Origin of the sequence: Bifidobacterium minimum, from assembly GCF_000741645.1 — a bacterium.
Taxonomy (GTDB): Bacteria; Actinomycetota; Actinomycetes; order Actinomycetales; family Bifidobacteriaceae; genus Bifidobacterium; species Bifidobacterium minimum.
The window spans coordinates 40,447-53,767 of the sequence record NZ_JGZD01000014.1; the positions used below are offsets into that span (position 1 = coordinate 40,447).

General features: G+C 65.0%; 10 protein-coding genes and 1 pseudogene. 2 read left to right on the plus strand and 9 right to left on the minus strand.

Annotation, left to right across the window (positions count from 1 at the left end; genetic code table 11):
- Positions 1-58 precede the first annotated feature (58 nt).
- A pseudogene (locus BMIN_RS08420) lies at positions 59-1,021 on the plus strand (Ppx/GppA family phosphatase).
- 86 nt (positions 1,022-1,107) lie between these two features.
- Here BMIN_RS08420 and BMIN_RS07660 read toward each other — a convergent pair.
- The 3 genes from BMIN_RS07660 to BMIN_RS07670 all read right to left on the minus strand — a co-directional run bounded on the left by BMIN_RS07660 (position 1,108) and on the right by BMIN_RS07670 (position 3,783).
- Positions 1,108-2,127, minus strand: a complete 1,020-nt coding sequence (locus BMIN_RS07660; protein WP_022861637.1) for a bile acid:sodium symporter family protein — start codon at positions 2,125-2,127, stop codon at positions 1,108-1,110.
- A gap of 278 nt (positions 2,128-2,405) precedes the next feature.
- On the minus strand, positions 2,406-2,663 hold the full coding sequence (locus tag BMIN_RS07665; RefSeq protein WP_022861636.1) for a type II toxin-antitoxin system antitoxin: 258 nt from the start codon (positions 2,661-2,663) through the stop codon (positions 2,406-2,408).
- A 16-nt stretch (positions 2,664-2,679) separates the two neighbouring features.
- Positions 2,680-3,783, minus strand: coding sequence for an SPFH domain-containing protein (locus tag BMIN_RS07670; protein ID WP_022861635.1), 1,104 nt, complete (start codon positions 3,781-3,783; stop codon positions 2,680-2,682).
- 256 nt (positions 3,784-4,039) lie between these two features.
- On the opposite strand from BMIN_RS07670, the gene BMIN_RS07675 reads away from it, so the two are divergent.
- A complete protein-coding gene (locus tag BMIN_RS07675) occupies positions 4,040-5,092 on the plus strand; it encodes a nucleoside hydrolase (RefSeq protein WP_022861634.1) in 1,053 nt (350 codons plus the stop codon).
- Positions 5,093-5,738: 646 nt separating this feature from the next.
- On the opposite strand, the gene BMIN_RS07680 is transcribed toward BMIN_RS07675, so the two are convergent.
- From BMIN_RS07680 to BMIN_RS08140, 6 genes are all read right to left on the minus strand, one after another.
- Positions 5,739-6,029, minus strand: coding sequence for a hypothetical protein (locus tag BMIN_RS07680; protein WP_022861633.1), 291 nt, complete (start codon positions 6,027-6,029; stop codon positions 5,739-5,741).
- 166 nt (positions 6,030-6,195) lie between these two features.
- A complete protein-coding gene (locus tag BMIN_RS07685; protein WP_022861632.1) occupies positions 6,196-6,879 on the minus strand; it encodes a GNAT family N-acetyltransferase in 684 nt (227 codons plus the stop codon).
- A 73-nt stretch (positions 6,880-6,952) separates the two neighbouring features.
- Positions 6,953-8,455: an ABC transporter ATP-binding protein gene (locus tag BMIN_RS07690; protein ID WP_162138768.1), complete on the minus strand. Its 1,503-nt coding sequence runs from the start codon at positions 8,453-8,455 to the stop codon at positions 6,953-6,955.
- Between the two features lie 5 nt (positions 8,456-8,460).
- Positions 8,461-9,408, minus strand: a complete 948-nt coding sequence (locus tag BMIN_RS08130) for an MptD family putative ECF transporter S component (protein WP_162138767.1) — start codon at positions 9,406-9,408, stop codon at positions 8,461-8,463.
- Between the two features lie 26 nt (positions 9,409-9,434).
- A complete protein-coding gene (locus BMIN_RS08135) occupies positions 9,435-11,348 on the minus strand; it encodes an amino acid ABC transporter ATP-binding/permease protein (protein ID WP_051126427.1) in 1,914 nt (637 codons plus the stop codon).
- On the minus strand, positions 11,345-13,282 hold the full coding sequence (locus BMIN_RS08140; RefSeq protein WP_051126424.1) for an ATP-binding cassette domain-containing protein: 1,938 nt from the start codon (positions 13,280-13,282) through the stop codon (positions 11,345-11,347). Before BMIN_RS08140 ends, BMIN_RS08135 begins: the two co-directional genes overlap by 4 nt.
- Positions 13,283-13,321 lie beyond the last annotated feature (39 nt).

Consider the following 13,321-nt stretch of genomic DNA (forward strand, 5'->3'; position numbering starts at 1 on the left):
CCACGCGACGGGACGTCATGGGAGGTGCCGGCGGCGCCTTATACTAGAGTCGCCGCATGTGACTAGCAATGAGGCTCAAACGACGACCCTTGGGGTTCTGGACATCGGCTCGAACACCATCCATATGCTCGTGGTCGACGCCGATCCGGGTTCCCGGCCCAATCCGTTGGAGGAGACGAAATCGACCGTTCGTCTCATGCAGTATCTCAAGGACGACGGCTCGATCGGCAAAAGAGGCGTCAAGGCCATCCTCGATGGCGTTGACAAGGGAATGGCGCTGGCTCGCCGACGCGGCATCGATCGGCTTCTGGCGATGGCGACCTCCGCGATCCGAGAGGCCTCCAACGGAGGCAAGATTCTCCGCGCAATCGAAAAAAGCATCGGGCAGCCGGTCACCGTTCTGTCGGGGGACGACGAGGCCCGGCTGACCTTTCTGGCCGCCAGACGCTGGTATGGATGAGATGCGGGAAGACTCCTCGTCCCGGACATCGGGGGAGGATCGCTTGAGGTCGCGGTCGGAGCGGACGAGCGCCCCGAGTCCGCCTTCAGCGTTCCGGTCGGCGCCGGCCGCGTGACCAAGAAATGGCTTCCGGACGAGGTGTCCACGCCGGGGCAGCTGCGGAAGGTCCACGACAAGGTGCGCGAGGCTCTTCTTCCTCGCATCGAGTCCTTCCCGGCATCGACGGTTCCCGACCTTGTGGCGGGTACGTCCAAGACCCTCCGGTCTCTGGCCCGTCTCACCGATTCGGCGGCGAACAAGGAAGGGCCCGGGCGTGCCATGATTCTCGATCGCGCGGCCCTGGAGGACTGGATTCCCCGCATCGCGGCCATCGCCCCCGATCAGAGGACCCTTCTTCCCGGAATCACGCCCGAAAGGACACTGCAGATCGTCGGTGGGGCCATCGTGGCGGATGAGGTCATGAAGGCCTTCGATGTGGATCGCCTCCAGATCTGTCCGTGGGCCCTTCGCGAGGGCGCCATCCTTCGGTGGCTTGATACGAACGGGAGAGTCGGACGCTGAAAGGCATGCGGGCCTGTTGATGGCGGGCCTCATGCGGGTCTGGTGATGACGAGCCCATGCCCGGGACGGTTTCCGGGTGATTCCTCTCAGACGGTGGTGGGCGCGGCGGCCTTCACCGCACGTCCGTTCTCCGCGTCGGCGGGGATGCCGTATTTGTCGTCATGCCGACGCCACCAGGCCGACAGCACCGATCCCGAGATGTTGTGCCACACGCTGAAGAACGTGGACGGGATGGCGGCGATCGGCGTCGCCGCGAACGAGGTGAGGGCCAGAGTGGCGCCGAGCCCAGAGTCCTGCATCCCCACCTCGAAGGTGATGGCCTTCTGCTGGGAGTAGCGGAAGCCCTTGGGGTACAGCCTGTACATAAGCTTCGAGAACCCGTATCCCAGAGCGTATCCGGAAAGGTTGTGGAGGATCACGACGGGGATGGCGAGCAGCGTCTCGGGGCTGAAGAGCTTGGCGTTGTTGACCGCGACGACCACGCCGATGATGAGCAGGATCGCCACCTGCGACACGATGGGCAGCACGACGGTGACCTTGGCGATTTTCTCCTTGAAGATCATGTGGCAGGCCACGCCCAGAACCACGGGGACGAGAACGACCTTCAACGCGGTGATGAACAGCGACTGCCAGGGGATGTCCACGTACTGTGCGGCGAGCAGCTGCATCAGCAGAGGGATCATCACGGGGGCGAGAAGGGTGGAGAGGATGCCGATGGACACGTCGAGTGCGACGTCGCCCCGCGACAGGAAGCTCATCACGTTCGACGAGGTTCCCGACGGGCAGCATCCGACGAGGATCACGCCCACGGCCAGCGGGCCGTCAAGCTGGAATATCCAGCACAGGAGGACGGCGATCAGCGGCATGATCACGTAATGCGCGATCGTGCCGACGATAACCATCAGCGGCTGCTTGAATATCCGCGCGAAATCGTCCAGTGACAGGGTCAGACCCATGCCGAACAGAACGATGCTGAGCATGTATCCCGTGGAGCTTTTGCCCCACAGGCTCAGGCTCGGGACGAAATAGTTGATGGCCGCCCAGACGATGACGATGAGCGTGAACCATTTGGTGAGCCAATCGGCGGCACCCTTGACCTTCTGCATTAACAATCCCCTTCTCCGGATCCGGTTCGTTTCGCCCGCGTGGTAACCGGCGTGGCGGCGAGGGGATGTGGCTTCGCGTCGATCCGTCTCCCATGTCGATCGTCCCCATGCCGGTTCGCGACGATGCGGGTTCATCGTAGAGGCATGGGGGATGGGAATGGGGTCGTGCGTTCGTCCAGTGGACATGAGAGCGGATGCGTCCGCGCCCACGGCAGTGCGCACGGTAGCGGATGCGCCCACGGATGGCGGTCGTGCCGCGTCCATCATCCGGATCAGGGTCAGCGGCTGGCGGTGTTCGCGCCGCCGTTGTTCGTGCCGCGGGTGTCCGTTGCGGCCGATGCATCGTCATGGGCCCGGCGTCCGTTGGTGCGGCTGGGTCCGATGTCCCGGGGAAGCCGACCCGCTCTGCGCAGCGCGTCCCGGATGATGAACTCCATCTGTCCGTTCACGCTGCGCAGCTCGTCGCTGGCCCATTGCTCGACAGCGCTCCATAGCTCGGGGTCGACTCTGAGTGGATACTGTTTCTTCGAGGACATGGCTGGGTCGTTTCGATCAGCTATACAGCGTGCCGGCGTTGATGACCGGCTGGGCGTCGCTGTCTCCGCACAGGACGACCATGAGGTTCGAGACCATGGACGCCTTGCGTTCCTCGTCGAGATCCACGATGCCGTCACGGTCGAGCTCCTTCAGCGCCATGTCCACCATCGAGACCGCCCCCTGGACGATTTTGGTGCGGGCGGCGATGATGGCCTCGGCCTGCTGGCGGCGCAGCATCACCTGCGCGATCTCCGGAGCGTAGGCCAGATGGGTCAGGCGCGCGTCGTCGATGTCGATGCCGGCGGGTGCCAGACGCACGGCCAGCTCGGTCTTCAGCGCCTCGGACACCTCGATGATGTTGGAGCGCAGGGTGATCTGTCCCGCGGCCTCGGCCTCCGACTCGCTGTTGTGATCGTAGGCGTAGAGGCTGGCGACGTGGCGCAGCGCGGTCTCGGACTGGGTGCTGACGTACTGCTCGTAGTGGTCCACGTCGAACACGGCCTTCGCGGTGTCGACCACATGCCAGACGACGACGGTGGCGATCTCGATGGGATTGCCGTTCTTGTCGTTGACCTTGAGCTTGGGACCGTTGAGGGTGCGGGCCCTGAGCGACACCTTGGATTTCACCGCCGGGACGGACGGTGCGGAATCGTCGCTTTTGTCGTCGCCGGATGCCTTCTTCAAGGCGGTCGACAGGTCCTCGTCGCCCTCCGACAGGGTTCCGGAGTAGAAGGGATTGGCCCAGTAGAATCCCGTGGACTTGATGGTGCCGCGGTACTCGCCGAACAGCACCAGCACGCGCGCCTCGTTGGGCTGCAGCGTGAAGAACCCCGCGGAGGGGATGATTATCGCGACGACTCCGACGATGCCGACGACCATGACGCCCACGCCGATCGCGAACCCGGAGCTTCCCGATGCGGTGTTGGCCATGGTCAGCGCTCCGACCACGATGAGGGCGATGGACAGCACCCATCCGATAAGCACCAGCACCAGCGCGGTCCAGCCGTTATGCGCGGTTCCGGTCTTTTCTGCGGTCGGTGCCGTGTGCACGGGTGCAGTGGGCGTGATTGTGGCCGTCGTTCCGGGTCTGCTCGGCGACGATGCCGTTGATGATGTCATGATTGGTCCTTCGTCTCGGTGTTTGTCGGTGTTGTCTGTGTTTATCGGTGTTGTCTGTGTTTATCCGGTCGTGGCAAGACGCCACGTCGTGTGACATCAAAATGATATCACTTTGACATCATTGCCGGCAATATCGGTTGTGCGTCGGCGCGCCGTGTGCGGGTCCGCAGGGGAGCGCAGTCCACGGATGACGATGGCGGATCCGCTCGGCGCGAAGAGTGCTCCGCGGACAGACCGTGCGTCTACCGTGGATGCCATGAGCGAGGACACCATCACGAATCCGATTACCGCGGACGAAGCCCGGCCCTCCTCGGAGGCCCGGCCACCCGAAACCCCTTCCGCCTGCTCGAAGGCTCCGCGAAAGCTCATCCTCGACCTCGACACCGGCATCGACGATGCGCTCGCCATCGCGTATGCGCTCGCCAGCCCGGAGGTCGACCTCATCGCCGTCACCGGCACCTATGGCAACGTCACCGTCGAGCGCGGCATGCGCAACTCGCTTGCCGTGCTCAACCTCTTCGGACGCCCCGACATCCCCGTGTATGCGGGCCTCGACCATCCGGCCAACGCCGATTCGTTCGGCCCGTCCCCGGGATCCCGCGCCATCCACGGCGACGATGGGCTCGGTGGCGCCGACATCCCCGACTCCCCGCGCGTCCCGCAATCCGAATCCGCGGGGGAGTTCATCATCGGCGCCGCCAGGGAATACGGCCGTGACCTGCTGATCGTCCCCACGGGCGCGCTGACGACCATCGCCCATGTCTGCGCACAGGATCCCGAGGCCATGTCGGGCGTGGGGTCGATCACCTTCATGGGCGGCGCGCTGACGGTTCCAGGCAACGTCAATCCGTGTGTGGAGGCCAACATCTCGCAGGATCCGGAGTCGGCCGACATGCTGTTCCGCAGCGGCGTCCACACGACGATGGTCGGGCTTGACGTGACGCACCGCACGGTTCTCACGCGCTCGGCCACCCGAACGTGGCGTGGTCTGGGAACGGCGTCGGGTCGTTTCCTTGCGGATATGGTCGACTATTACATCGGGGCCTACGAGCGCAGCCAACCGTATCTTGGCGGATGCGGGCTGCACGACCCGCTCGCCGTCGCCGTGGCCATCGACCCGACGCTTGTGACCACCATGGGGCTGAACATGCAGGTCGACCTTGACGGACCCTTCCGCGGCCGCACCATAGCCGATCCCGCGCTGCTGCGTAACGCGGAAGTCGCGACCGATGTCGCGGTGGGTGTGGATTCCACGCGGTTCGTCACCGACTTCGTGACGCGCCTCACCATGCTCGCCCGTCGGCATTAGGAGGTCGTCGGCGGCCGACGCGTTCGGCGGCTCGTCCCATGGCCGACGGATTCGCATGGATCCGCTCGATGGATTGGATTTGCGGCCGATCATGTGAGCCTTCTCATCGGGGAGATTCGGCGGTGTCCATCGTTGTGCGTCCGGCTGTCGGAGTTCGAGGGTTTTGATTAGTATGGCGAAAAGAGTAAACGCGGAGTTCAGCATGGTGTTTCAGTCATGATGTGTAGTGGGCATGGCATGGTTCCGGAGCGGGGGAGCGTTCGTGGTTCCGCCGTGACGGGCATCCATCCACGGACCGCCCGCTCGGTCGGTCGCACGGACGGTGGAGGGTCTTCGGGCTTTGCCGTGAGTCGACGGAGGGGGGATGATGACCGTAAACCGTGAGGATGTGCCGCCGTCGCCACGCCGACAGTGGGGGGGCGGAACGTAGCGCGACCCCGTTGTCGATTATCCATGACAGGCCCACGGCCGCCGACATCGCGGTGAACTATGCGGCGATCGTCGTCACCGTGGTGGCGTGGGCCATCTACATGATCTCGACGGTTCTGTCGCAGCTGGTCGAGAATGCCCATCCGACCTTCCGCACGACCGTCGAGACCGTCCTTTACCTCACCATAGTGACGCTGCTCAGTCTCAGCGCACTGATCTATCTGGTGACGCGCAAGGGAGCCCTTATGCGCTTCCGCATCCACCATCGTGTGCCGAGGGCCCTTCTTGACGAGCATTTCGCCGACAAGGAGGACGAGGAGTCGATAACGGTTCTCATCCCCTCGTACGTGGAGGAGCCGCGGGTCGTCGAGAAGACCGTCTGGTCAGCGGCGCTCCAGGAGTTCCCGCATCTCACCATCGCGCTTCTGCTTGATGATCCCCCGTTCCCCTCATCCGATGAGAACCGCGAGATCCTCGCGCGCGGAAGGGAGATCGTCTTCAGCGTCATCGAGGAGCTGCATCTGATGTCCGCGCGTTTCAGCCAGTCGCGTGCCGATATTCGAAGGGAGCTGGACGGGGGCTCGTTCGCGAGCGCGGCGGTCGTCTCCCGGTTGGCGGACGACTATCGCGCCGCCGCCCGATGGCTTGAGAACAAGGCCAGCTCATGGCGTCCTTCACGACATCATGACGTCCTTCATATAGAAGCGGTCCATCGCGCCTCCGTGCACGCTGCCGGCCAAGGGCCCGGCGAGCCGGTGGAACCCGCTGCGGAGATATATATGGTTGGCCGCGGCCATGCGATGATGGGTCTCCACATAGAGTTGCCGATAGCCATGGGCGGACGCGAATGCTTCGATGCGTTCGATGAGGGCGTATCCCATGCGGTGTCCTTTGGCGTCATCGCTGAGATAGAGCTTCTGGAGCTCGGCGGTGTCCGTTGTGCCGGCGACTTCGGCGAGGCCTGCGCCGCCGAGCGGCCGGCCGGAATGATCCGTGACGACGAAGTACCGGCGGTCCGCCCGGCTCCCGTAGAACGCGCTGAGATGGTCAAGCTCGGGGTCGAAATACGCGGTTCCCGGAATGTCAAGATGGAAGGACACGAGGTTGGCTCGGATGATCCGCGCGATTTCCGCGTCATGGCTCGCGGTGATCGTGACGATGGTCAGTCCGTCCGAATCTCTCAGGAAGGACGGTCCGACTATGGAGGCGGCGTCGACCATGCCGACCGGTCCGCTTCCGTCACCGCCGGCCGTTGTCACCGTCGTCACAGCCGTCACCGAAGTGTGCGGTGCCTCCGAATTCGCCGCGCCTGCGGAGCCGACTGCTCTCGTTGCGTTCATTCCGTCCTCCCGTTCCATCGTCTCATCCTCTTGCTCCACCGTCTCGTCTTCTTGTTCCACGGTCCCGTCCTCCCGTTCCAGCGTCTTCTATCTATCCGCCGATTCGTCCCGCGTCCAGTTCGACCATATTGTCGCGGGCGAGGGACGCGAGGTCGGGATCATGCGTGACGACGATAACCGTCCGACCGCGTGAGGCCAACAGCCGCAGCTGATCGGCCACCTGAAGCATATGCCGGTGGTCCAGACCGCTGGACGGCTCATCGAACATGATGATGGGACGGTTGGAGGCGATGGCGGCGGCCACGGTGACACGTTGGCGCTGCCCGCCGGACAGCGACAGGGGATGGCGGTCGGCGAGGTCGGAGAGATCGAGATCCGCGAGGATCCTCATCGCCTCATCGGGGTCCTCCGTCGGCTGGGATGCGGCGACCTCCTCGATCACGCGTGGCGTGAAGAGCTCCTGCGTGACGTCCTGCATCACCGTGAAGCATCGGCGGAGTCTCTCGCGTCTGGATAGGGTGTCGCCCGCAGGACTCGTCAGAGTGCCGGACGCATGCCGATCCAACCCCTGCATCCATCGCAGGAAGGTGCTCTTCCCCGCTCCGTTGTCTCCGACGATGATGGTCGTGCGGGAATCGGGAATGCGCAGCTCGGGGATATCGAGGGCCGGGCGGGTGTCTCCGCGGTAACGGCGGCGGACTCCTGACACGGTCCATGATGGTTCCTCCGCACATGACGGCCGTTCCGCATGTGCGGGCAGTTCCGCGCGGGCGTCCGATGTCTTTCGGATAGACGTCGCGCGCAGACCCAGGGCATGCCGTTCCTCCGGGCCCAGCGCGCGCAGCTCCTCGCCGCTCATCTCGCGGTGGACTCGTCCCCTGTGGAGCACGACCGCCCTGTCGACGATCCCCGCCAGCCATGCCAGCCGGTGCTCGGCGATGAGGATGGTCCGTCCCTGCCGCCGCCAGGTGAGCAGTGATCGCCGGAGTCTGGCGATGGAGGGAACGTCCAGATTCGACGTGGGCTCGTCGAGCACGAGGATGGCGGGATCGGTCATGGATGCGCTCGCGCAGGCCACCCGCTGCTGCTGGCCGCCGCTGAGATGGTCGATGTTGCGGTCGGCCAGTTCGGCGATCGCGAAATCCCTCATGGTGCCATCCATCCGGCGAAGGATCTCGTCTGGCGCGATGGCCATGTTCTCGCAGGGGAAGGCCAGCTCGTCATCGACGCGCGTGGCGAAGAAGCGGGTGTGCGGATTGCTGAACACCGAACCGACATGCCCCGCGAGGGCGTCGATCGTCGTGCGGGGCACATCGATCCCGTCGACGATCACCCCGCCCGTGAGACGGCCCGGATGATAGTGGGGGATGAGTCCGTTGGCGAGTCGCGTCACGGTCGTCTTCCCGCATCCCGATTCGCCGCACAGCAGCACGGTTTCGCCCGGACGCACATGGAGGCAGAGGTCCGTGATGTCCATGGGATCCTCGATGGGATCCTCGGGATTCGGCGTGGCGTCGAGCCCGGAATCCTCGCCCGTGCGTGCGTAGCGGAACGACACGTGGTCGAGGATCAGCGACCCGGGGACGGTCGTCATGCCGGTCATGGCACAAGCCCCGCGGCGGCAAGCGCCCAGAGCGCGAGAACCGTCAGACAGGCCGCGAGGACCATGCGGTCGCGCGCCCGGAATCCGATGCGCGCTATGCTCGTCCGTTCCCGGCCCAGAACCAGTCCGCGGGTAAGCGCGGATTGCGCGAGGTCATCGGCGGCCGCGATGGTGCCGGACAGCAGGGGGACGACCCGGTAGTCGAGTGCGCGAGCCATTCCCCGCGTTCCGCGCCGCATCATTACTGGTTTGTTCCGCGTCCCTTCGTTGTGCCGCGTCCCCTCCGCGCAGGTCCTCGTCCCGCGCAGGCGCATGCGGATGGCATCCCCGACCGCCGATTTGCGCGAGGCGGCGCTGGGAAGGAATCTCAGCATCACGGCCGCAGCGATCGTCACGGAATCGGGGACGTGCATGCGTCGCATGGCCGTGGTCAGCTCGTTGACCCGCATCGTGGAAAGAATCCATGCCGCCAGAATGGCGCTGGGCGGTGATGACGGTGAAGTAGTTGCCATGGATGACTCCCATAAGCAGGGCCAGCAGAACGCCCATGATGGTCGCCGTCCCGAATCGGCGTGATTTGGTCTGGTCACCGCCAGAAGGTAGACGATTGATCCGAAGACCCCGCATCCCAGACCCATGAAGGGCATCAGCGCGGGAATGAGGTGCGCCGGCGCCGCGGGGATGCTGATCAGCACCAGATACACGGCCGCGTACACGCCGATGAGAATCACGTCACGGGTGCGGAGCGGTTCTCGGGCGATTCGGACCGCCGTGTCCGTGGGCGGGGTCGATGGTGTGGCCGTCGATGCCGTGGTCGTCGATGGTGTGGCCACCGATGCCGCAGGAGTGGACGGATCCGATGCCGTGGTCACCGAAGCCGCGGCCATGTCAAGGGCCGTGTGGGCCGCGGTCATCGGCGTTGACGCCGGTGTCGGTGCGGACATGTCCGGTTCGGTTGATTCGGAGCCGCTCATCGCTCTTTCCCGTCTGCCGTGCCGTTGGTTCTTTCCGTCAGCGTTCCATCGTGCATCGTGAGAATGCGGTGCGCGCGTGCGAGGACCGCATCGCGGTGGTTGACGATGAGGTACGAGCGGCCCTCCTGATGGGACATCAGCGCGTCGATGATCCGTCCCTCGAGAAGGGCGTCCATATTGCTTGTGGGCTCGTCGAGGAGCATCATGCCGGCGTCGCTGAGGAACGCGCGGGCCACGGCGACGCGTTGGCGCTGTCCTTCCGACAGCTCGGATCCATTGCGCGTGAGCCGATGGTCGAGACCGCCGGGAAGCTGGTCGAGGACCTCGTCGAGATGCGCGTCATGGGCGGCGTCCTCGATGTCCTTCCGACTCGCGTCCGGCCGCGCGATGGCGATGTTGCGCGCCACCGTGTCGTCGAAGATGAACGTATCCTGACTGATCATGGTCTCGATGGAGCGCAGGGACCGGGTGCGGATGGTCTCGATCGGCAGGCCGTTGACGGCGATGTCCCCTCCCGTGCGCTCGCGGAAACGCATCAGCAGATCGATCAGCGTGGACTTTCCGGAGCCGTTCGGACCTTCGATCGCGACCACCTCGCCGGGAGCGATGGTGAGGTTGACGTCCCGCAGGACGGGTGAGGTTTGCGCGGGTGAGGTTCCTGCGGGCGCATCCCTTGTGGGCGTGTTCTCCGCGGGCGCGTCCCCATCGTGCCCCTCGTCATACCCGAAGCGAAGGTGCGAGGTCTCCAGGGATGAGAAGGACCGGGGCTCATGGCCATCGGTGTTCTCGTGGACGGCGGGCTCCTCGTCGAAAAGCGCGAACACGCGGCGGGCCGATGCCAGAGTGGGCTGCAAGCCGGCTCCGAGGCGGGCGACCGACATCATGGCAGGGAACGATGCGGTGAAGCCGGCCGTCGCCACCAGCGCCGACGATGCGTCCAATCCCGCCGTTCCCGCCAGCCATGCGGCCGTCGCCATGAACACCGTCAGTCCCAGCAGCGGGATGGTCTCGGTGATGACGTCGTTCCATCCCCGGGCCACGCCGTTGCGGGATCGCGCCGACAGCATGGCCCGGGTGGCCGAGATGAGACGGGAGCGCGTCCGCGCGGCCGCACCCATGCCGACCAGCTGCTCGCGGCCGTCAAGCGATTCGAGGATCAGGGAATGGAGCTCGCCGGTGGCGTCGCGTTCATCGGCCGCCGCGCGGTAGGTGGGACGCGCGGTGATCAGCGGGACCTCGACGATGAGAAGCAGATAGGTGATGACCGCCACCAGTCCCAGCCATGGCGATATGAAGGCGAACACGATGGAGTTCACCATGGTCGTGATGGCCGCGATCATGAGTGGGGACAGCGTGTGCGCGTAGAAGATTTCGAGGAGCTCGATGTCCTGCGTGAGCACGGTGATGAGGTTGCCGCGGCCTTGTCGCCGGAGCTTCGCGGGGGCCAGGGATCTCATGGTGTCGAAGACGTCCGTGCGGATGTCGCGCAGAACGCTGAAGGCCATCTGATGGTTGAACAGCTGCTCGCCATAGGCGAGGGGACCGCGGAGCAGCGAGAGGATGATCGCCACGATGATCGCCGTCGCCCAAAGGCCCGCGGGGGCTCCCCGGAAGATGCCGATGATTCCCGCGGTGGCCAGCATGATGCTCCATACGGCGGATAGATGGCCTGATGTTCCCGCGATGATGGCCTTGACCTCCACCCCGAGCAATGGGAGCATCTGTCGGGCCATGCGCGTCATCACGGTTATGGTCGTCATCCGTCGGGCCGTCGTCGTCCGCCCGTCAACCGATGGGGGATACTGACCGTTGATGCCGTTGATGCCGTTGATGCCGTTGATCTCACCGTCGGCCGGTTGCGGGGTCGCCGTGGTCTGGGGTCGTGCGCCGGACCGTGCGTGCTCGCTCATGCCTGGACCTTTCCCTTGATGGATTCCATGCGGTTCTGCTCCTGCCACTGGGGGGCGAAGGGGCCGGGCGCGCTGATCAATTCGTCGAAGGTCCCTCGCTGGACGAGCTCACCGTGGTCCATGACGAGGACGATGTCCGCGTTCCTCACCGAGCGCAGTCGATGCGCGATCGATATGACGAGCCGGTGCGCGGCCATGTGATGGGTGACGTCGGCGATCGCGTCGTCATGGACCCGGTCGACGGCGCTGGTGGCTTCGTCGAGGATGAGCATGGGAGTGCGGCGGAGCAGCTCCCGGGCCAGGCAAAGACGCTGCCGCTGTCCTCCCGATAGATTCGATCCCCCATATTCCACCGGGGCGTCGAGTCCGCCGCGTTCCATCACCATCGTGGCCAGATCGACCCGGGACAGGGCCGCCAGAAGCGCGGCGTCCTCGATGGGCGTGTCCGTGGGATCAAGATTGGATCGGAAGCTGCCGGCGAACAGCTGGTCGGTTCCTCTGACGATGGCCACGTTGTCGATGAACCATTCGGGGGAAAGGTCGCGCAGCTCGATCCCGTTGGCGGTCAGAGATCCCTGATAGCCGTTCAGGCGCCCCGACAGAATGTCCCCCAACGTGCTTTTCCCGGATCCCGAGGCCCCCACGATGGCGATGTGGCCCGTCGCCGGAAGGGAAAGGCTTACGTTCCGCAGTGCGGTCGGCCCCTGGGGATAGGTCAGCGACAGGTCGTCGGCGGTGATGGTGATCGGGCCCGTGGGTGCCGTCACCGCGGTTCGGTGCGAGCCCGTTGTCCCGGTCGGCGGTGATGCCGTCCTCACGTCGTCGGCTTTGGCCGTGCGGTCATCTTTGGCGGTACCGTCGGCATTGGTTGTCTCGTCGGCCTTGGTTGCGTCGTCATCTTTGGATATGCCGTCATTCCTGACGGTGCCGTCGCGCATCTCCCGGGCCTTCATAATCGCGCGCCCCTGTTTGAGGGCGACGGTTCCCGAATGGATCAGATACACGAGCTGCCGGCCGGGGACGAACAGACGCACGCCGGTCGCGGCCATGATGATGGCGGCGATCCAGCCGAAGGGATCCGGGCGCGACATGAGGGCCGTCACCACGGTCGCGACAATGACGGAGAGGTAGATGGCCGTGTCCGCGCCGATGAGGCTGCTCAGCTGCCCTCCCAGAAGACGCATCGTGGCCTTGCGGAATCCTTCGGAATCCTTGCGCAGTCTGGTGGCCTCGCGACCGTCCGCGTCGAAGATCTTCAGGGTGTCCAATCCCCGCAGCGCCTGCTCGAAGTGGACGCCGACCTTGTCGTAGCGCTGAAGGTGGGCGATCTGCGTGCGGATGTCCTTCTCGCGCGTCATGTTGGCGGCGAGCGGCATGATGATCATCCCCACGACGATGATTCCGGCGCCGGCGAGGTTCACCGGTCCGAGAACGATGAGGGCGGCGAGGGTCATGAGAAGCGTCTGGATGAGGGTGGGGAGGAACACCGTGAAGTAGGTGCTCACCGAACCCACGCCTTCGGTGGCCAGCAGGGACAGGCTCTGGTGAGGCGTGGAACCGGGGTTTCGCCCTTCGTCCCTTTCGCCGATGGCCGCGGAGTCGAAAAGAGAGAGATAGAGGTCGGATGCGAGGGCCTCGCCCATGTGCCGCGTCATCGCTCCGGCCTTGCGGTTGGACAGATGTCTCAGGATGATGCGGACCGACGTCAGAACGAGCAGTGCGACGGCGGCCCGGGTCGGCGTCGCCGATATGGCTCCCCATGCGGAGCCGCCGGACAGGTTCTCCGGGGTCCAGCCGACCGCGCGCGCCACGGTGAGAATCGCGATAACCGCCGCCAATGAGTCGATCAGGGCGCACAGCGTCCCTAGGATCGCGATCATCAGGGAGCCGCGCGGGTCGGCTCCGGGGAGGCGGAAAAGATTCTTGTCGATCATGGGGATTCCACGTTCCATTCATCGTCCGTGCATCGCGGC